The 17,364-nt window shown below is 70.6% G+C and carries 18 protein-coding genes and 1 pseudogene; 9 read left to right on the forward strand and 10 right to left on the reverse strand.

The genetic code is table 11. The annotated features are described in order from the left end of the window. A complete protein-coding gene (locus tag ACZ53N_RS16855) occupies positions 1–981 on the forward strand; it encodes an ABC transporter substrate-binding protein (RefSeq protein WP_469141599.1) in 981 nt (326 codons plus the stop codon). Positions 982–993: 12 nt separating this feature from the next. Here the strand turns inward: ACZ53N_RS16855 and ACZ53N_RS16860 are convergent, their stop codons facing one another. Together ACZ53N_RS16860 and ACZ53N_RS16865 are read right to left on the reverse strand one after the other, a co-directional pair. Beyond that, the gene (locus ACZ53N_RS16860) at positions 994–1,587 is read right to left on the reverse strand and encodes a Uma2 family endonuclease (protein ID WP_469141600.1); all 594 of its coding nucleotides are present in this window, start codon (positions 1,585–1,587) and stop codon (positions 994–996) included. Positions 1,588–1,758: 171 nt separating this feature from the next. Then, positions 1,759–2,235, reverse strand: coding sequence for a carboxymuconolactone decarboxylase family protein (locus ACZ53N_RS16865; protein WP_469141601.1), 477 nt, complete (start codon positions 2,233–2,235; stop codon positions 1,759–1,761). A 47-nt stretch (positions 2,236–2,282) separates the two neighbouring features. Here ACZ53N_RS16865 and pdxR point away from each other — a divergent pair, with 47 nt between their 5' ends. Further along, on the forward strand, positions 2,283–3,722 hold the full coding sequence (gene pdxR, locus ACZ53N_RS16870; RefSeq protein WP_469141602.1) for a MocR-like pyridoxine biosynthesis transcription factor PdxR: 1,440 nt from the start codon (positions 2,283–2,285) through the stop codon (positions 3,720–3,722). Between the two features lie 133 nt (positions 3,723–3,855). On the opposite strand, the gene ACZ53N_RS16875 is transcribed toward pdxR, so the two are convergent. Beyond that, positions 3,856–4,719 carry a LysR family transcriptional regulator gene (locus ACZ53N_RS16875; RefSeq protein ID WP_469141603.1) on the reverse strand — a complete coding sequence of 288 codons (864 nt, stop codon included), beginning with the start codon at positions 4,717–4,719 and terminating at the stop codon, positions 3,856–3,858. A 77-nt stretch (positions 4,720–4,796) separates the two neighbouring features. Between ACZ53N_RS16875 and ACZ53N_RS16880 the strand changes: the two genes are divergently transcribed. Further along, the gene (locus ACZ53N_RS16880) at positions 4,797–5,699 is read left to right on the forward strand and encodes an EamA family transporter (protein WP_469141626.1); all 903 of its coding nucleotides are present in this window, start codon (positions 4,797–4,799) and stop codon (positions 5,697–5,699) included. Between the two features lie 21 nt (positions 5,700–5,720). Here the strand turns inward: ACZ53N_RS16880 and ACZ53N_RS16885 are convergent, their stop codons facing one another. Then, positions 5,721–6,434: a TetR/AcrR family transcriptional regulator gene (locus ACZ53N_RS16885; protein WP_469141604.1), complete on the reverse strand. Its 714-nt coding sequence runs from the start codon at positions 6,432–6,434 to the stop codon at positions 5,721–5,723. 268 nt (positions 6,435–6,702) lie between these two features. On the opposite strand from ACZ53N_RS16885, the gene ACZ53N_RS16890 reads away from it, so the two are divergent. After that, positions 6,703–7,842 carry a Fic family protein gene (locus ACZ53N_RS16890; RefSeq protein WP_469141605.1) on the forward strand — a complete coding sequence of 380 codons (1,140 nt, stop codon included), beginning with the start codon at positions 6,703–6,705 and terminating at the stop codon, positions 7,840–7,842. Between the two features lie 160 nt (positions 7,843–8,002). Here the strand turns inward: ACZ53N_RS16890 and ACZ53N_RS16895 are convergent, their stop codons facing one another. Then, on the reverse strand, positions 8,003–8,704 hold the full coding sequence (locus ACZ53N_RS16895) for an NAD(P)-dependent oxidoreductase (protein WP_469141606.1): 702 nt from the start codon (positions 8,702–8,704) through the stop codon (positions 8,003–8,005). 249 nt (positions 8,705–8,953) lie between these two features. Here ACZ53N_RS16895 and ACZ53N_RS16900 point away from each other — a divergent pair, with 249 nt between their 5' ends. Then, positions 8,954–9,421, forward strand: a complete 468-nt coding sequence (locus ACZ53N_RS16900; protein WP_469141607.1) for a MarR family transcriptional regulator — start codon at positions 8,954–8,956, stop codon at positions 9,419–9,421. Positions 9,422–9,559: 138 nt separating this feature from the next. On the opposite strand, the gene ACZ53N_RS16905 is transcribed toward ACZ53N_RS16900, so the two are convergent. Further along, entirely contained in the window at positions 9,560–9,919 is a 360-nt protein-coding gene (locus ACZ53N_RS16905; protein ID WP_469141608.1) for a hypothetical protein, read from the reverse strand. A 245-nt stretch (positions 9,920–10,164) separates the two neighbouring features. On the opposite strand from ACZ53N_RS16905, the gene ACZ53N_RS16910 reads away from it, so the two are divergent. Next, entirely contained in the window at positions 10,165–10,890 is a 726-nt protein-coding gene (locus ACZ53N_RS16910; RefSeq protein WP_469141609.1) for a 2-phosphosulfolactate phosphatase, read from the forward strand. 159 nt (positions 10,891–11,049) lie between these two features. Continuing rightward, positions 11,050–11,340 carry a hypothetical protein gene (locus ACZ53N_RS16915; RefSeq protein WP_469141610.1) on the forward strand — a complete coding sequence of 97 codons (291 nt, stop codon included), beginning with the start codon at positions 11,050–11,052 and terminating at the stop codon, positions 11,338–11,340. Positions 11,341–11,497: 157 nt separating this feature from the next. Here ACZ53N_RS16915 and ACZ53N_RS16920 read toward each other — a convergent pair whose 3' ends face one another. The 3 genes and pseudogenes from ACZ53N_RS16920 to ACZ53N_RS16930 form a co-directional block, all read right to left on the reverse strand. Then, positions 11,498–11,785, reverse strand: coding sequence for a ferrous iron transport protein A (locus tag ACZ53N_RS16920; RefSeq protein ID WP_469141627.1), 288 nt, complete (start codon positions 11,783–11,785; stop codon positions 11,498–11,500). Positions 11,786–11,932: 147 nt separating this feature from the next. After that, positions 11,933–13,108 (reverse strand): hypothetical protein, encoded by a 1,176-nt coding sequence (locus ACZ53N_RS16925; protein ID WP_469141611.1) that lies wholly within the window; start codon positions 13,106–13,108, stop codon positions 11,933–11,935. A gap of 158 nt (positions 13,109–13,266) precedes the next feature. Further along, a pseudogene (locus tag ACZ53N_RS16930) lies at positions 13,267–15,477 on the reverse strand (ALF repeat-containing protein); the annotation flags it as partial. 395 nt (positions 15,478–15,872) lie between these two features. Here ACZ53N_RS16930 and ACZ53N_RS16935 point away from each other — a divergent pair. Beyond that, the gene (locus ACZ53N_RS16935; protein ID WP_469141612.1) at positions 15,873–16,193 is read left to right on the forward strand and encodes a hypothetical protein; all 321 of its coding nucleotides are present in this window, start codon (positions 15,873–15,875) and stop codon (positions 16,191–16,193) included. An 18-nt stretch (positions 16,194–16,211) separates the two neighbouring features. Here the strand turns inward: ACZ53N_RS16935 and ACZ53N_RS16940 are convergent, their stop codons facing one another. Continuing rightward, complete coding sequence (locus ACZ53N_RS16940) at positions 16,212–16,613, reverse strand: winged helix-turn-helix transcriptional regulator (RefSeq protein ID WP_469141613.1); 402 nt, start codon at positions 16,611–16,613, stop codon at positions 16,212–16,214. 59 nt (positions 16,614–16,672) lie between these two features. On the opposite strand from ACZ53N_RS16940, the gene ACZ53N_RS16945 reads away from it, so the two are divergent. Beyond that, on the forward strand, positions 16,673–17,284 hold the full coding sequence (locus ACZ53N_RS16945; RefSeq protein ID WP_469141614.1) for an NAD(P)-dependent oxidoreductase: 612 nt from the start codon (positions 16,673–16,675) through the stop codon (positions 17,282–17,284). Positions 17,285–17,364 lie beyond the last annotated feature (80 nt).

The raw sequence follows: 17,364 nt of genomic DNA on the forward strand, positions 1-17,364 counted from the left end.
ATGGCTCGCAAGCGCGTCATCACCATCGGGGCCGCCGTCGTGGGCAGCCTCGGGCTCCTCGCCGCCACCGGCTGCGGGGCGGCCGACATGACCAAGCAGGCCTCGCCCTACGCCAACGCGGCGGGTGCGAAGACCGTGACCCTGTCCGTCCAGTCGTGGGTGGGCGCCCGCGCCAACACGGCCGTCGCCCAGTACCTGCTGGAGCACGAGCTGGGCTACCGCGTCGACACCGTCCAGGTCGACGAGGTGCCCGCCTGGGACGCGCTCAGCCAGGGCCGCGTCGACGCGATCATGGAGGACTGGGGACACCCGGAACAGGAGCAGCGGTACGTCAAGGACAAGAAGACGATCGCGCCCGGCGGTGACCTCGGGGTCACCGGGCACATCGGCTGGTTCGTCCCCAAGTACTTCGCCGACGCCCACCCGGACGTCCTGGACTGGAAGAACCTCAACAAGTACGCGTCGCAGCTGCGCACGGGCGAGAGCGGCGGCAAGGGCCAGCTGCTCGACGGCTCCCCGTCGTACGTCACCAACGACAAGGCGCTCGTGAAGAACCTGAACCTGGACTACCAGGTCGTCTTCGCGGGCTCCGAGGCGGCGCAGATCACGCAGATCAAGCAGTTCGCCAAGAAGAAGCAGCCCTTCCTCACCTACTGGTACGAGCCGCAGTGGCTCTTCAATGAGGTGCCGATGGTCGAGGTGAAGCTGCCGAAGTACACGGACGCGTGCGCCGAGAAGGGCACGGCCGATCCGGAGACGATCGACTGCGCCTATCCGACGTCGTCGCTGAAGAAGTTCTTCAACGCGGAGTTCACGGAGAAGGGCGGCAAGGCGGCCCGTTTCCTGAAGAACTTCACCTGGTCGAAGAAGGACCAGAACGAGGTCTCGCAGATGATCGCCGAGGACAAGCTCCCGGCGGACGAGGCCGCGAAGCGGTGGGTGCAGCGGCACCCGGATGTATGGAAGGCGTGGCTCCCTTAGCCCCTGGGATTTTCAGGGCTTGAGGAAGACCGAGGTGTCGAGGTCGAGGCCGAAGGGTTCGGGGAGATGCAGTTTCTCCCCGAACCCCACGCGGCGCAGGTCCCGGTAGCGGCCTTCGCCGTCCGGGTTCCAGTGCACCGTGGTGTTCCCGTCGCCGTCGTGCGGGTCCACGAGGAGATAGATGGGCACCTGGGAGTGGGCGAACCCCCAGATCTTGGGCCCGCGGTCGCGCCGGGCGGTCGACGGCGACGTGATCTCGGCGGCGAGCAGTACGTCCTCGGCGGCGAACCGCCACTCATCGGGATCCCGGAGCAGCGCGTCCGCGGGGCAGACGATGAGGTCGGGGATGAACCTCTCGTCGGTGGCGGGGAGGAAGACGGTGGTGGTGTTGGTGACTGCCCAGTCATCCGGCGTGGCCCGGTCGATCAGACGGTGCAGGCGGCCGTACAGCCAGTTGTGGAAGTTCGTAGGTGACGGTGAGATGACGATCTCCCCCCCGATGAGTTCCGCTCGATGACCTTCGGGCACCTCAAGGTGCTCGTAGGCCTCGAGCAGATGTGCCAGCTCGTGGTCGGGCAGCGGCGCCGTCATCGCGAGACCTCCCATGTCGGGCCCCCTTCTCTGGCCTTGGGTACATGTGCCGGACTGCCAAGAGGGGCTTGCCACCATGATGCGCCACGTGTCGGCGCCGGACATGAGAAATCGCCCCCCGCGCAGGACAACGAGCGGGGAGGCGATTGGTCACACTATGCGGTTGTCAGTCGGCTGCGCCCGCCGTCAGGCCTCGTACAGCCCAGGCGTCATGCGGGTGGTGACGCCGATGCGGTTCCAGGCGTTGATGGTGGTGATGAGGGCGATGAGCTGGGCCAGCTCCCGCTCCTCGAACTGCGCGGCGGCCCGGTCGTAGACCGCGTCCGGGACGAAGCCGTCGGTGAGGACCGTGACGGCCTCGGTGAGGGCGATGGCCGCCTGCTCCTTCTCCGTGTAATAGCCGACCGCCTCCTCCCAGGCGTTGAGGAGGTAGATGCGCTCCTCCGTCTCGCCCGCCTTGCGGGCGTCCTTGATGTGCATGTCGATACAGAACGCGCAGTGGTTGAGCTGCGAGGCGCGGATCTTGACCAGCTCGATCAGGGTCGGTTCGAGGCCCTTGCGGGAGGCCATTTCCAGGCCGTACATCGCCTTCTGGACCTCGGGGGCCAGCTTGTGGAAGTGCATCCGGGGGCCGTGGCTGTGGGGGGTGGCGTCGTTGGTCATACCGATGACCCTACGGTCGGGTTAGCCCACGGGTATGGTCCATTTCCATGCGGGAATCATGGGCCAGTTCTCAGGACGCCACACCGACCCCCGGCGGCGCCGATCTGCATCTGGACCTCACCGGGCCGGGCGGCGTACGGGCCAATCTGATCCGCGCCCTGCGCGACGCCGTCCGTACGGGCCGTCTCGCGCCCGGCACCCGGCTGCCCTCCTCCCGCTCGCTCGCCGTCGACCTCGGGCTGGCCCGCAACACCGTCGCCGACGCGTACGGCGAGCTCGTCGCCGAGGGCTGGCTCACCGCCCGCCAGGGCTCCGGCACCCGCGTGGCCCAGCGCGCCGCGCCCCGCGCACCCGAGCGCCGCCCCGCCCGCCCCAGGCCGCCCGCCCGCCCCACGTACGACCTGCGCACCAACTCGGCCGACGTCTCCGCCTTCCCCCGCGCGGCCTGGCTCTCCGCCGCCCGGCGCGCCCTGGCCAAGGCGCCGAACGAGGCGCTCGGCTACAGCGACGGCATGGGCCGCCCCGAGCTGCGGGCCGCACTCGCGGACTACCTCGCGCGGGCCCGGGGCGTCCGCACGGACCCCGCCCGCATCGTGGTGTGCGCGGGCTATATGCAGGGGCTCGCCCTGCTCAGCAGGGTGCTGCGGCAGCGGGGCGTGCGTGAACTGGGCGTCGAGGCGTACGGGTTGTGGTTCCACCGTGACGTCATCGCCCGCGCCGGTCTGCGGGGCCGCCCGCTGCCGGTCAATCAACACGGCGCGGATGTCGCTGCGTTGGACGCGCACAAGAGCGTACGGGCGGTGCTCCTCACTCCGGCCCACCAGTTCCCGACGGGCGTGCCGCTCCACCCCGACCGGCGGGCCGCCGTCGTGGACTGGGCCTCGCGCACCGGCGGGCTGATCCTGGAGGACGACTACGACGGCGAGTTCCGCTACGACAGACAGCCGGTCGGCTCCCTCCAGGGCCTCGGCCCCGACCACATCGTCTACTGTGGCACGGCGAGCAAGTCCCTCGCCCCGGGCCTGCGGCTGGGCTGGCTGGTGCTGCCGGAACACCTGGTCGGCGACGTGCTGGCGCTCAAGCGCACGGGCGAGTGGGGGTCGGGCGTCCTCGACCAGCTCACGCTCGCGGAGTTCATCACCTCGGGCGCGTACGACCGTCACGTCCGCGCGATGCGGCTGCGCTACCGGCGCCGCCGCGACCAGATCGTGGCCGCCCTCGCCGAACACGCCCCCCACGTCCGCGTCACCGGCATCGCCGCCGGACTGCACGCCGTACTCGAACTCCCCCCGGGCACGGAACGCACGACCCTCCAGGCCGCCGCCTGGGACGGCCTGGCCCTGGAGGGCCTGAGCCGCTTCCGCCACCCGGATGCCCCCGGCGCGCCCGATGCCGCCGACGCCCTGGTCGTCGCCTACGGAACCGCAGCGGACCACGCCTTCCCGTCCGCCCTGCAAGCCCTCCTCCGCTCACTGCCACCGGGGTGAGCGGCGGCTCCCTCACCCGTCCGCCGGTTCCGTCGTGGGGGCGCGCAGGGCGATGAGGCCGATGTCGGCGCGGGCGGGCTTCGCCGGACGCTCGGTGCGTCAGGGGCCGGGTCGGACCGTGGTGGCGGCGCGGTCAGGCCCTTCCGGTCGCGAGGACCTCGTGGGCGAGGGCCACCAGGTCGGGGATGGCCGGGTGTCCCGGGCCCTCGCGCCAGGCGAGGACGACGGGAACGGTCGGCGCGTCCGCGAGGGGTCGGTAGGCCAGGGCGGGGTGCGCGTGGTTGCTCGGGGTGGCCGATGTGGAGACCCCCAGGGCGCGGCCCGCCGCGATGGCCATGAGCCACTCGTCGGTGTTGGTCACCTCGATGCTCGCGACGGGCCGGGCGGCCGGCGGCCACAGGTCCATGGTCGTGGTGCCGGAGACGGTGTTCACGGCGATCGGGTGGCCGGCGAGGTCCGCCAGGGTGACCCGGGGGAGCGCCGCCAGCGGGCTGTCCGCCGGCATGACCACCACCCGCGTCTCCGACAGCAGCGGCTCCGTGCGGAGTCCGGGCGAGGTGACCGCGCCGCGCAGCAGGGCCGCGTCGACCTTGCCCCGCGTGAGTCCCGCCGTGCGGTCGTCGACGCGGAGCAGCTCCAGCGGGGTGCCGGGGTGCGTCTCGTCCCAGCGGCGCAGCAAGGGGATGGTGTGGTCGCCGAGCGCGGCCCAGGTGTGGCCGAGGCGCAGCGGCCAACTGCGCAGCCCTCGGGGGTCGAGGGCGGTCTCGACGGCGGAGAGGGCGACGGTGGCCTTGTCGCGGAAGGTGCGGCCTTCGGCGGTGAGTTCGAGGTGGTGGGTGGAGCGGTCCACGAGGCGGGCGCCGAGGTGGTCCTCGAGTTGGCGCAGGGTGCGGGAGAGTGCGGGCTGGCTCAGGTGGAGGCGGGCTGCGGCACGGGTGACGTTGCCCGCGTCGGCGATGGCGAGAAAGGCACGCAGGTGCCGCAGCTCGATGGTCATACCTCCGGAGCATAACCGCGTCGCGATCGGCATTTCACAGGGCGTAGTCGGCTGCCTAGCGTGAGCGCATGAAACGCATGACTCCCATGGTGCACGAATCGGCCGCGACGACGGCCACGCCTGTTCTCCTCCGCCACGCCCCGGGGCGCGGCACCCTCGGCGGTGTCGGCCTGGTGCTGGCCGGGGCGGTGTCCGTCCAGTTCGGGTCGGCCTTCGCCGCGCTGCTGTTCCCCCGGGCCGGGGCGCTCGGCACGGTCGCGCTGCGGGTGACGTTCGCCGCGGTGCTGCTGCTGGTCGTCGCCCGGCCCCGGCTGCGCGGGTACGGGCGCGCCGACTGGGCGGTGGCCGGCGGTTTCGGCCTGGCGCTCGGCGGCATGAACATCCTCTTCTACCAGGCGATCGACCGTATACCGCTGGGGGCGGCGGTCGCCGTCGAGGTGCTGGGCCCGTTGCTGCTGTCGGTCGTTGCCTCGCGCCGCGCCGCCGGCCTGCTGTGGGCGGGTCTCGCGCTGGCCGGGGTCTTCCTGCTGGGCCGCGGCGGTTTCGACGAACTCAACGTCGCGGGCGTGGCCTTCGCGCTGGGCGCCGGGGCGATGTGGGCGGCGTACATCGTGCTGAGCGCCCGTGCGGGCGCCCGTTTTCCCCGGCTGGACGGTCTGGCCATCGCGATGTCCGTCGCGGCGCTGGTCAGTCTGCCCCTGGGCATCGGGGCGTCGGGCGGGACGCTGCTGGAACCGGGGGTACTCGGTCTGGGACTGGCCATCGCGGTCATGAGCTCGGGCGTGCCCTACGCCCTGGAGCTGCTCGCCCTGCGACGGCTGCCCACGGCGACGTTCGCGGTGCTGACGAGCCTGTCACCGGCCCTTGCCGCGACGGCGGGCTATCTGGTGCTGGACCAGGGCATGTCGGCGTCGCAGTGCGTCGCGATCGCCATGGTGGTCACGGCGAGCGCGGGCGCGGTACGGACGGGCAAGCGCTGAGGCCGGGCGAAGAGAGGGCCGTTATGGGTGCGGTGTGAGACCCAACGACCGCACCAGGTCGAGCATTTCCGCGCGGTAGAGCTTGGCCGGGTCATGGGTCAGGGGGCGGAGGTGGCCGTAGATCTCCAGGGCCACCAGGCCGTGCATCCGGCCCCAGACGCGGATCGCGAGCGCGACCCCGGCGGGCGGGAGTGCGGGGAACCGCTCCCGGATGTCGGCGGCGAAGGCGGGCTGGAAGTCGGACCACAGATGGCCGTCCGCCGCCTCCAGGCTCTCGGCGCGGGGCCAGGCGCCGGCGACGAGGGCGGTCAGGCCCGCGCACGCGCGCTGCGCGGCTTCGGCGGCCGGGCCGCCCTCGGGCGGCTGGTAGCCGGTGACGGGGTCGCCGTAAATGAGGCGGAAACCCTCGGGGTTGGCCACGGACCAGGTGCGGAAGGCCTGCGCCCAGGCGAGGGTGCGGGCCGCCACGTCGTCGGCGGGCAGGGGGGCGACGGCCGCCTCCGCCCGGTCGACGAGTGAGGTGTAGACGTCGGAGATCAGCGTCGTGACCAGGTCGTCCCGGGTCGGGTAGTAGCCGTAGATGGCCCCGGCCGTCATGCCCATCTCGCGGGCGATGGCGCGCAGCGAGATCGCGTCCGGCCCGCCCTCCGCCATGAGCCGCAGCGCGATCGTCTTGATCTCCTGGGCGGTTTCCGCCCGGAGCCTGGCCCGTCGGTTCTGCGTCTGATCTCCCACGGTTGGCACCCTACAGCGTTGGATTACTCGTCGCCGTGTTGTCACTGAACGCCGTGTAGCAATTCTACGTCGCGTACGAGAGGCTCATAACGCGGCCGTTCCGCCGCCCCCGCTCTCCCCTTGCGCCCTGCATTCCCCCAGGTCAGGGTCGAGCCTGGCGCTGCTCGCCGTCACTCGGTTCCTGTTGGCCCTCGACTGCGACATCGCCGGGGGTCTCCAGTCGCCCCAGCGGGGCCGCATAATGATAGGAGCCAGGTATCATTGACTCATGCTGTATGAGACGCCTCGCCTGGAGCCGGCCGACCTTGAGGTCCTGGAGAAGGTCGACGCCATGCGTGATCTGCTGCGCCACGCGGTGCAGCAGGCGCCCATGAAATGGACCCTGGACCTGCGCAAGGCGCTGACGGCCAGTGCCATCGCGGCGTCGAACACGATCGAGGGCTACCGGGTCGATGCCAAGGACGTCGCCGACCTGATGGACGGCGAGCGCGAGGTCGACACCAGCGATGAGAACAAGGCCGAGACCCTGGCCTACCAGCAGGCCATGACCTACATCCAGTCCCTGCACGATGTCGCCGACTTCCGGTACAGCAAGGAACTGCTCAACAGCCTCCACTGGATGCTCCAGGGCCACCACCACCCGCTCAAGACGGCCGGTCAGTGGCGAAAGAGCGCCATCCGCATCACCGCACCCGGTGACGAACTCGCCACCGACTACGAGGGACCGGACCAGGAACTGCTCCCCGGCCTGATGGGCGAGATGGTCGACTGGCTCAACGAGGGCGACCTCGGCAGCCACGTCCTGATCCGCGCCGCGATGGCACACCTGAACCTGGTCAAGATCCACCCTTGGTCCGACGGTAACGGCCGCATGTCCCGTTCGCTCCAGACCCTTCTCATCGCCCGTGGCGGTGTCCTGGCGCCGGAGTTCTCCTCCATCGAGGAATGGCTGGGCATGCCGGGCAACACCTGGGAGTACTACAAGGTCCTCCGCGAGGTCGGCGGCCCCGTCTGGTCACCCGAGCGCGACACCCTGCCCTGGATCAAGTTCAACCTCCTCGCCTACCACCAGCAGACCCAGCGGGTGCAGCACCGCGTGGACCGGTCCAACGACTGCTGGATGCAGCTCATGGAGACCGCCGACGCGCACGGGGTCACCGAGCGGCAGGTGACGGCCCTGCACGAGGTCGCGATGGTTGGCCGCGTCCGCCGCTCCCGCTATGAGAAGGCCGAGGCGATCAACACCCAGCAGGCGACACGGGACTTGCAGGCTCTGACCAAGGCCGAGTTGCTGACCGCTGTCGGGCAGACCAAGGGCCGCCACTATGTCGCCGGGCCTCGCTTTCCCCAGAAGGTCCTGGAGACAGCCAGGCGGCGTCACACCATCACCGACCCGTACCCCGTGTAAGGGCAAGCCCGGCGGTCGGCGGTGACTCCACTCCGAGGGAGGCGTCGGGTGCCCGCGCGGCGGGGCGCCGCCTCTGCCGTCCAGGGAGCCGCTGCCTCCGGTGCCGACTCCGGCGGGAGCGCCGGGGCCGCCCCCCGACCTGCGGCAGCGGCCCCGGTGCTCAGTAACCGATCGTGAAGCGGCGCTGGACGAAGCGGGGCAGTTCCGCTTCGTCGATCAGGGCGACGGCCGCGTCCTCCGCCGAGATGCGGCTGAGTCCGGCGGCATCCCGGACCGGCTGGTCGGTGCCGATCCGGAATCGGCCGGTGCGCTCGCCGGGAGCGATGTCCTCGGCGGGGCTGAAGTAGGTCCAGAGCCGGTTCGACGTGCGCAGGACGTTCAGGCCGTCCCGGGCGCCACGTGCCGCGGCCGCGTACTCGCGGGGCAGTCCGAGCTGGTCGAGGGTCTTGTGCATCAGGTCGTCGGAGTCGGCGAGCACCACTCCGGGGGCTGTCTCCAGACTGCCGGCTCCGCCGATCACGATCAGCCGGGTTCGGGGATGGCTCTCCAGGGCCTTGAGCAGCGCCCGGGCGGCGGTGGAGTGGACCGTGGGGTCGGCGATGGAGCGCCGCACGGTGTCCGCGAGGTCCTTGCTCGCGTTGCCCGGCTGGAACCCGCTGATCAGCACGTCCAGGCCGGGCAGGACGGCGGCGATGCTCAGGGGATCGAGGATGTCCACGCTTGCCCACGTCACGTTCGCGCGGCTCTCGTTGATCTGTGAGGCGTCGCGGCTGAGTGCCCTGACGTGGTGCCCGCGCCCGAGCGCCTCCGTGACGACCCGGCTGCCGATGGTGCCGGTGGCGCCGATCACTCCGATGTGCATGTTCTCTCCGATTGCTCATGCCCGGGCACGCCAGTTACCGCCGCCTACCCGAACGCCGTGCGAAAACTATACGGCGTGTAGTTTCCTCACGGCAATCAATTAAATGGCGCCGTAGAGTGCCCGCCCTGGGTCGCCGCGAGCCGCGAACCAGAGGTCATGCGCTTGTCCTCAAGAGCACTTGAGGTCCTACGGTCTGTGCATGCCCTGCGCGGCGTGCAGGCTCCGAACCGAAGTGCCAGGGGGCATCCCATGACGACCCAGCAGATCTCCGACGCCGAACTCGCCGGGCAGCCCGCCGCGTACTGGACCGGTGTCGCCTACGAGGCGCTCATCGCGTACACCCGGGCCCGGCAGGTCGAAAAGGGCTACACCCAGCCCCAGTTCTGGCTGCTGCGCAATCTGTCGGAGAACGACATCTCGCCCGACGGCGAGGGGATGACCGTCGCCGAGCTGCGGGAGGCCATGGCCTCCTACATCCGGCCCGAGGACGACCTGACGGCGGAGGCCGAAGTGCTTGTGGAGCGCGGCTGGCTGACCCAGGACGCCGAGGACCGGCTGTGGCTCACCGAGGAGGGGGAGCGGGCCCGCGTCGACCTCGCGCGCAACGCCCCCGCGATCCGCGCCGCCCTCCACGAGGGCATCGCCGACGCGGACTACGTCACCACGGTGAAGGTGCTCCAGCAGATGATCCGCAACGCGGGCGGGACGGTCGCCTGATCGACCGAGGGGCCGAGGGGTCGAGAGGCCGAGGCGCCGGACGGGGCTCGGTGGCGCGCGGCGGGAGTCCGCTACAAGCGTCGTCAACCGCACGCCATGACGGCGTGCGGTTGACGATTACGCGTGTCCCACTGGCGGTCAGTAGAACATGAACGTCGGGTACAGGCCGTTGAGGTACTGCGTGATGACCTCGCCGGCGCCTATCCCTCCGCCGTTGGCCGCGTTGGCCACGTCATAGGGCGATCCGTAGTTGCCCATCCAGTGCCAGGTCTTGGTCTGGGCAGCCTTCGCGGTGTTGCAGTTCCTGAGCGCGATGCCTTCCTGACTGGTGAGGACCGCATCGGTGGCCGGCGTGTCGCAGACCGCGACCGAGGACTTCGGCGTGTCCGGCAGCGGGTCGTCCGCAGCCGCTGCCGGGCCTGCCAGGCCGATCAGCAGGGCGATGGGGGCTGCCGCGAGGGTGAGGGCTTGGGTTCGACGGTTCATGGTGACCTCCATGAGGAGATCAGATGTTCGACGAATCGGTCATCTGGACCCATAACCGTAGGGTGGTCTACTCCACTCGGCATGTCGGCTGCGCCATTCGGGTGAGGGCGGCCACGTCGCGCCTGCCACGCAGCGCTGCCCGCACCGTGCGGCGGTGCGCCGAAGGGCTGCGGGAACCCAGCCGCTGACCGCCGAGTGTGATGCCACTGGCATGATCACCGGTCATGGGGGATTGGTTTAAGCAGGCGGATCACGGTGTGCGGTTCGAGTGGGGTCCCGTCGGGGCGGCTCATCTTGCGGGAGACGTCGCCTGTCTTGTCGTCGTCGACGTGCTCTCGTTCACCACGTCCGTGACGGTCGCGGTGGAGTCGGGAACTCACGTCATTCCCTACCGCTGGCGTGATGAGACGGCCGCGACGTTCGCCGAGCAGATGGGCGCCGGCCTGGCCGTAGGGCGTCGCATGGCCACCGCGACATCTCCGTGGTCGCTGTCACCGGCCGCGTTGCGACGGGCGCCTTTCACTCCTCGTCTGGTGCTCCCGTCGCCCAACGGGTCCACCATCGCCGGCGCTGCCGGAGAGTCCACCGTGGTCGCTGGTTCGCTGCGGAACGCAAACGCCGTGGGGCAATGGCTGGCGGATCGAGGCTACGGAACGGCTGAACGGCCCGTCGCCGTGATCGCCTCGGGTGAGCGCTGGCCGGACGGGAGTCTCAGACCGGCGCTTGAGGATCTCCTCGGAGCCGGCGCCGTGATCGCCTCACTGCGCCGACACGGCAGGGACCAGCTCTCGCCGGAGGCAACAGTGGCAGCGGCGGCCTTCGCAGGAGTCACGGACGTCGGCGTGACTGTCGCGACCAGCGCCTCGGGACGGGAACTCATCGGTGAGGGCTATGCCGACGACGTGGCCATTGCGACGGAGCTGGATGCCTGCGGCGTGGTCCCCGTGCTGACGAACGGAGCGTTCGCCGCCGCCACAGGCTGACGGCGGGCGCCCGTCAGCCGTGCCGGGGCGCGACCGGCTTGTGGCCGGGGTACACGTGCCCCAGATCGACATGCGAGCAGGTGCCCGCAGGGCCATCGTGGGTGTAGAGGTGAAACCCCCCTCGCTACCGCTCACCGACGACTGGTGCGGAGGACGACCATGGACAAGAAGCCCGCCTGCGGACCTGAGCGCGACCCTGAGTTCTTTGCCGAAATCGACAAAGTCTTCGCCCGATACCCCGAATCCGCCCGCAGATATGCGGTGCGTTGCCTGAGGCGCGAACTCGAAATACTAAAGATCGACTTCACCAAGCAAGTGGGGCTGTCACGGGTCGAGGACGGCCGGATCATCACAGAGTTCGTCGATCGGGAAGACGACCTGGTGCGTTCGTCGCACCACGCCTGCTGCGAGTGGCACGAACACCACTGTTACGAGCAGTGCCAGGAGTAACTCTCAGCGCCCCCGGCCACGGGGGCTACCGCTGCCCGCCCCGCAGCGCCGCCCGTACCAGGCTGCCGCCGCGTAGCGCGGCACCGATGGCGCCGGAGGCGTCATTCCGCCCCACCGCGTGGCACACCTTCATCACCGCCGTCCGGAACGGCGGCGGCTATCCCTGGGGAATCCGCTTCAGGTAGCGATCCCAGATCTGCGCCCCTCGGAACGGGCCGCCCCCGCTGCTGTCGTGCTGCGGCTCATCGAAGACGACCCAGTACTCCAACTCGCCTTTCCGGGCCAGGGCATGCCGCACAGGTTCGGGGGCGTAGAGGTCGTCAATCGTCCCTTGGAATTCGACCTGCCACGGCCCGTCCCAAGAGGTATCGCGGACGACCGTGACGCGAGTGCCGACGGCCATGGCACCCGAACCAGGCCCGTTCGGTGCTGAGTCGATCATCATGGCCACACCCTTGCACACTCCGTTTTTCGCTGTCACCGAAGGCCGCCTCTGTATCCGGAACGACAACAGCCCCCTCCCCGGCAAAGCCGGAAAGGGGGCTGCGTAGCGTTCACCCCGAAGGGATTAAGCAGGCGGGCTCACGCGGGGTCAGACCCGAGGCCTGTACGGGGTGATCTTGTTGTAGTTGTGGTTGACCACCCAGCCGATGTCGCCGTACTGGTTGACGAGGACCCGGTACGAGTTCCCACCGCCCTCGATGTCGTAGATCGCGGCGCCGCCCCACTTCCTTGCAATGGATGGCGGAGTGGGGTTGTTTCCTCCCGTGCGCACCTCGAAAAAGTCGGGGTTCCCGTTGTCGTCGAGGCGCTGGGGGCGGCCCCTTTGGACGATGTCGTCGACGCCGTCGTGGACGATGTTCGGGGTTTCCGGCTCCTTCTTGGCGCCGCCGCCGCCCTTGCCGCGAGCGTTACGGAGGGCCGTTCCGATGCCCTCGTCGAAGCGGCGTACTCCGTCGCCGATGGTGACCCCGCCGCCGACGATGAGGCCGGTGCTGACGGCAATGGCCGGGGCTCCGGCCAGGCAGCCGATTCCGGTGATGCACAGGGCGCCGCCCGCGATGTCACCCGAGCCGCCGACGCCCATCATGAAGACGCCGAGAGCCGTTTCGCCGGCGCCGATGATGACGTCGGGGTTCAGGAGCTCCGTGGCATAGTTTCCGACCGTCTTGGCGCCGTTCTCCAGCCAGTCGGGGATCCAGCCGTCGTCCTTGTCCTTGGCAGCCTTCTCGGCTTCGGCGTATGACTTCTTCCACGCCTCCAGGAGCCGCTGCCGCCGCTCGTTCTCTTCGTTCTGCTTGGTGACGGCGATCGTGAAGGCCTCGTCCGATGCCTTCTTTGCGGCATCCGAGTCCTTCCCGGCGGCGGTGGCCGAGCTGCGCGCCTGGTTGGCGGCGGTCCATGCCACGTCCGCCGAGCCACGGGCCGAGTCGGCCGAACTCTGGGCAGCGGCCGCGGAGTCGATGGCGTCGGCGGCGGCGCGGTTGGCGTCGGCCTCGGCCTGGCGGGCGGACTTCGCCGACTCCTTGGCCTGGGCGGCGGAGGCCTCGGCCTCGTTCGCCGACTTGTTGGCGTCGGCGGCGTACTTCTTGGCCTGGTCGGCGGACTCGTCGGCCTTCTTCGCCCAGTCCTTGGCCTCGTCGGCGGCCTTGCGGGCGACGGCGGCGACCCGGGCGGCCTCAGCCGCGTTCTTCTGCGCTCCGGCGGCGATGCCGGCGGCGCCGGCGATCAGGTGCTGCACGTCGGCGATGTGCGCCGCCGCGAGCATGTCCTTGCGCTTGGCCTGGTACTGGCCGGTCGCGATGAACCGGTGCAGCTGCTCCGGCGTGCCTTCGAGGGCGACGCGAGCGGCGGACTTGAGCTCGGGCCCCCGCTGCTGAGCTGGGTCGCCTGGACCTTCTCGTCGATGGTGCGGGCGGTGTACTGGCCCGTGGTGAAGAACTCACGGAGCTTGGCGACGCTGCCGTCCTTGAGGGCGGCCATCGCCGCTTCCTTCACGCTGCGCCCGCTGGAGGTGGCGATCTGCGTGACGCGGACGCGGTAGTCGTCCAGCATGATCTTGTCCGCGCCGGACTCCAGGAACGTGTGGACCTGCTCGGCGTCGCCGGTCAGCGCCTTCTGGGCCGCCGTCCGGAGCTCGACCGTCCGGGGCTCGACCGCCAGGCGCTGGACGCGTGCGCGGTCGTCCTGCTCGGCGGCCTTCTTCCAGCCGGTGCGGAGGTAGTCGATGACGACACCGTCGGAACCGGCGAGGGCGACCTCGGCGGTGGCACGGCTCCAGGGGCCACGGGTCTTCATCGCGATGACCGCGATCCGGCGGGCCTTCTCCGCGACCTGCTTGGTGTCCGCGCCGGACTTGGTGGCCTCGTCCGCGAGGCGTGCGGCCTCGGCGTCGAGGTCCTTGGTCTCCTGAGCCGCCTTGGCGGCCTTGGCCTTGCGCGCGTCGTCGTCGGCCTTGAGGTCCTTGGCCCGCTCGATCTCGGCGGCGGTGCGTGCGGTGAGCTCTTCGGTCTCGGTCTTGCGGGTGATCTCGAAGATCTTGCGGGCCTTGGCCACCGCGCTCGTGGCGCTGTCGGCGGCCTTCTTCGCCTCGCCGGCGTGGGCGGTCGACTCCTTGGCCGCCTTTGCCGAATCGCCCGCGTGCTTGGCTGCTTCGTCGGCGGCGTCGGCCGCCTTCTCGGCGTGCTCGGCGGCCTCGTTGGCGGCGTCGCGCGCCTCGTAGGCGGCGGCGGACGACTCGCGTGCCAGCGCCTCGGAGGCGTTGGCGGCACGGGTCGCCTCGCGTGCGTGGCGACGCGCGGAGGCCGCCGCGGCGGAGGCCTCGGCCGAGTGGACACCGGCCGCGTCGGCGAAGCCACTGGCCTCGCCGGCCGCGTCCGCGGCGTCGTTGGCGTACGCGCCCGCGGACGAGGCGGCCCTGGCCGCGCCGGAGGCGGCGTCGGCGGCGACACCGGCCTGGGATGCGGCCTGAGCTGCCATCCGGGCACCCTTGGCCGCGTTGCGGGCTTCCTCCGCGGCCTTGCGGGCGGTGGCCGCCTGGCCCGCGTCGGCGGCGGCTGCTGCTGCCGCGCCCCGGGCCCGGGAGGCGGCTTCGGCCGCACCGGCGGCGGCGGACGCGGCCTGGGAGGCGGCGGACGCCGCTACCCGTGCGGAGTGGTTCGCGGACCGCGCGGCGCTGATGGCCTGCTGCGCGGCGGCTGCCGCGCCACGGGCGGCCTCGGCGGCCCGGCCTGCGGCGTTCGCGGCGCGCTTGCCGTCCTTACGGGCCTCGTCGGTCTCCTTGGCCGCCTTGAGGGCGGCTTCCTTGGCCAGCTTCGAGGCCTCGACCGCACGCGCGGAGGCTTCCTGCGCGGCCTCGGTCTCCCGCTTGGCCCGTATGCCCGCCGCCTTGGCCTGCTCGGCCAGCTCGGCCACGGAGGCGCGCTCCTGGTCGCGGGCGCGGGCCACGTGCTGGCCCACCGCGAGGAACTCGCGGACGTCCTCGATGGTGCCGCTGAGCGCGAGCTTCGCGGCGGCCTTGGTGGCGGGGCCGCCCGTGGTCGCGATCTGCGTGAGCTCGACCCGGTCGTCGGACTCGCGGGCCGGGTACTGGCCCTCCTCGAGGAACTCCTGGATCTGCTCCGGACCGCCGTTCAGCGCGGCTCGGCCGGCTTCCTTGGTGGCGCCGCCGTTCTCGCTGACGATCTGCATGACGCGGACCTGGCGGTCCTGTGCCAGCGGGGCCTTCCAGCCGTCCTTGAGGAATGTCCGCAGGTCGTCGCGGCTGCCGTTGAGCGCCGTCTTGGCGGCCTCGCGCACGCCACGGCCGCTGACCTCGAAGAGCTGCGTGAGCGCGACCCGCTCGTCGTGCAGCTGGACGATGTCCTTCTCGCTGTCGAGGAACCGACGTACGTCCTCGTCGGTGCCCATGAGCGCGACTTCCGCCGCCGCCCTGACACCCGGGCCGCCCGTCCGCCACAGCTCGACGACGCGGCCGCGGTCGGTGGCGGGAATCGGGCTGATGACGGTGTCGTCAGCCGCCGCCGGGCTGGCGCCCAGCGCCCCCGCGGCGATAGAGAGCGAAAGGGCGCCCGCGCACAACGTGCGTATGCCGCGCCCCCATCTCCCCCCAGATCTGTTCACGTTGGTGTTTCCCATCGAATGCAACCCGCACGGTCAGGTCGGGTGCGCCGAATTTCGGCCGACCGAGCATAACCGTGGCTGGATCCGATAACTGGACGGTAGATAACCGGAGTTACGCGCTCCAGATTTGACGAGGCAAGGGCTTGGATGTCATGCGCGCGTCATCCGGTTACTTGCGGTATTCCGCGAGAAATCAAGCCTGTGCAGCCTGATGTTTCGTCAACAAGCGGCAAAGTCGGGGCTGATGGTAGGTTGTGAGCGGCGGCTTTATATCGCCCTTACATGCGACGCTGTCCGCTTGCCTGTGTTCTCGGTCCGGCTTCCCGGATTTTTTGACGTAAATTTTCTGCTGCGAAGTGGGAGAGTCGGCGCCCACTGGGTGAGTAGGCACGCGAACCGCAGGGGAACGAATGGAACGGATCACCGAGGACCAGGTCGCACAGTTGGTCCGTTTTGTGCTGGCGCGCATCCCTGATGCGGAGACGCTCCAGGGCGAAGCCGGCCGTACGGCCACGGCCCTGCGGCTGGCCGCGTACAAGCAAATCGGGGCCGTGCGCTTCCACCGGAACGCTTCGCCCGAGAGCGCGGCCGAAACCGAGCTGCACGCAACGGCCTCATGGAACCTTCTGGTTGCGCTCGCCGAGGTCTGGCGGGACCACCCGGAGTTCCCCGCCGACGCCGCCATCGAGACGTTCGAGTTCGACAGCGAGTCACCGCTCCGGCCGCAGTGATTCCGCCGGAACGGCCGGCTAGCCGCCCAGGCCGGCCGCCCCCGAAAGGCTCGCCTCCTGCGCGTCGATCAGCTCGTCCCAGTGCTCCCGCGTCCACTCGCAGGCCGCGTCCAGCGGGCCCAGCAGGCCCCGGCCGAGCGGGGTCAGGGAGTACTCGACGCGGCGCTCCGCGCCCTCGTACTCCTCCCGTACGACGAAGCCGTCCCGTTCCAGCCTGCGCAGGGACTGGCTCAGCGACTTGGCGGTGATGCCACGCAGCGGGACCTTGAGCTCCGAGAATCGGCGCGGGCCGTCCTGTAGACAGCGCAGGATCAGGGTGGCCCATTTGTCGCCCACGCGGAACGGCACCAGCGGGGACGGGCAGACGGGGTCGAACATCTCGGGGTCCAAAGCGGTCTGCACGGCCTGCGTCGTCGTCATGATCAACACCGTAGGGCGGTATCCGATCGGAAACCAGCCCTCTGCCTACGCTCCTGCCCATGGATGCGAAGAGCAGCAGGATCATCGTTTTCGGTGCGGGCGGCCGGGTCGGCCGGGCGGCAGTGGCGGAGGCCCGTAAGAGGGGCCATGAGGTCACGGCGGTCGGGCGGGCCGACGGGGACGTGACGGACCCGGCGTCCGTGGCGCGGCTCGCGGCCGGGCACGACGCGGCGATCGTCGCCGTGTACGACCCCGGGGCGCGTCCCGGCGAGTACTTCCCCGCCGTCGCCCGCGCCCTCGCGGAGGGGCTCCCGGCGGCCGGGGTGAAGCGGCTGGTGTCGGTCGGGCTGGCGTCCGTACTGCCCACCGCGTCCGGCGACTTGCTGATGGACACCCCCGGGTACCCGCAGGAGTGGCGGGAGTTCTACGTCGGCCACGGCGCCGGCACCGAGGCCCTGCGGGCGGCCGCACCGGAGGCGCTGGACTGGGTCGTGCTGAGCCCGGCGGGGGACTTCGACCACGAGGGCGAGCCCTCGGGCGGGTACGCGCCCGCCCCGGCAGCCGCCGACAGCCGGATCACGGCCGGGGACTTCGCCCGCGCGCTGCTGGACGAGGCCGAAGCCCCGACCCTGCACCGGACCCACGCCGGAGTGGCCGCTTCCCAATGCTGAAGTCAAGCCATGGAGGTGACGGGCGGTACCACTTGGTAGCACCGTCGGTCACGGATGAGTGCCCAGATGACGTTGACGCG

The organism is Streptomyces sp. NPDC033229 (genome assembly GCF_055576875.1).

What these genes read in the sequence shown, in the direction of transcription:
- ACZ53N_RS16855 (WP_469141599.1), top strand. Translation starts at nt 1, where the DNA reads ATGGCTCGCAAGCGCGTCATCACCATCGGGGCCGCCGTCGTGGGCAGC.
- ACZ53N_RS16860 (WP_469141600.1), bottom strand. Translation starts at nt 1,587, where the DNA reads ATGGGAGGTCTCGCGATGACGGCGCCGCTGCCCGACCACGAGCTGGCA.
- ACZ53N_RS16865 (WP_469141601.1), bottom strand. Translation starts at nt 2,235, where the DNA reads ATGACCAACGACGCCACCCCCCACAGCCACGGCCCCCGGATGCACTTC.
- pdxR (WP_469141602.1), top strand. Translation starts at nt 2,283, where the DNA reads ATGCGGGAATCATGGGCCAGTTCTCAGGACGCCACACCGACCCCCGGC.
- ACZ53N_RS16875 (WP_469141603.1), bottom strand. Translation starts at nt 4,719, where the DNA reads ATGACCATCGAGCTGCGGCACCTGCGTGCCTTTCTCGCCATCGCCGAC.
- ACZ53N_RS16880 (WP_469141626.1), top strand. Translation starts at nt 4,797, where the DNA reads ATGACTCCCATGGTGCACGAATCGGCCGCGACGACGGCCACGCCTGTT.
- ACZ53N_RS16890 (WP_469141605.1), top strand. Translation starts at nt 6,703, where the DNA reads ATGCTGTATGAGACGCCTCGCCTGGAGCCGGCCGACCTTGAGGTCCTG.
- ACZ53N_RS16895 (WP_469141606.1), bottom strand. Translation starts at nt 8,704, where the DNA reads ATGCACATCGGAGTGATCGGCGCCACCGGCACCATCGGCAGCCGGGTC.
- ACZ53N_RS16900 (WP_469141607.1), top strand. Translation starts at nt 8,954, where the DNA reads ATGACGACCCAGCAGATCTCCGACGCCGAACTCGCCGGGCAGCCCGCC.
- ACZ53N_RS16905 (WP_469141608.1), bottom strand. Translation starts at nt 9,919, where the DNA reads ATGGAGGTCACCATGAACCGTCGAACCCAAGCCCTCACCCTCGCGGCA.
- ACZ53N_RS16915 (WP_469141610.1), top strand. Translation starts at nt 11,050, where the DNA reads ATGGACAAGAAGCCCGCCTGCGGACCTGAGCGCGACCCTGAGTTCTTT.
- ACZ53N_RS16920 (WP_469141627.1), bottom strand. Translation starts at nt 11,785, where the DNA reads ATGATGATCGACTCAGCACCGAACGGGCCTGGTTCGGGTGCCATGGCC.
- ACZ53N_RS16925 (WP_469141611.1), bottom strand. Translation starts at nt 13,108, where the DNA reads ATGCTCGCGGCGGCGCACATCGCCGACGTGCAGCACCTGATCGCCGGC.
- ACZ53N_RS16935 (WP_469141612.1), top strand. Translation starts at nt 15,873, where the DNA reads ATGGAACGGATCACCGAGGACCAGGTCGCACAGTTGGTCCGTTTTGTG.
- ACZ53N_RS16940 (WP_469141613.1), bottom strand. Translation starts at nt 16,613, where the DNA reads ATGACGACGACGCAGGCCGTGCAGACCGCTTTGGACCCCGAGATGTTC.
- ACZ53N_RS16945 (WP_469141614.1), top strand. Translation starts at nt 16,673, where the DNA reads ATGGATGCGAAGAGCAGCAGGATCATCGTTTTCGGTGCGGGCGGCCGG.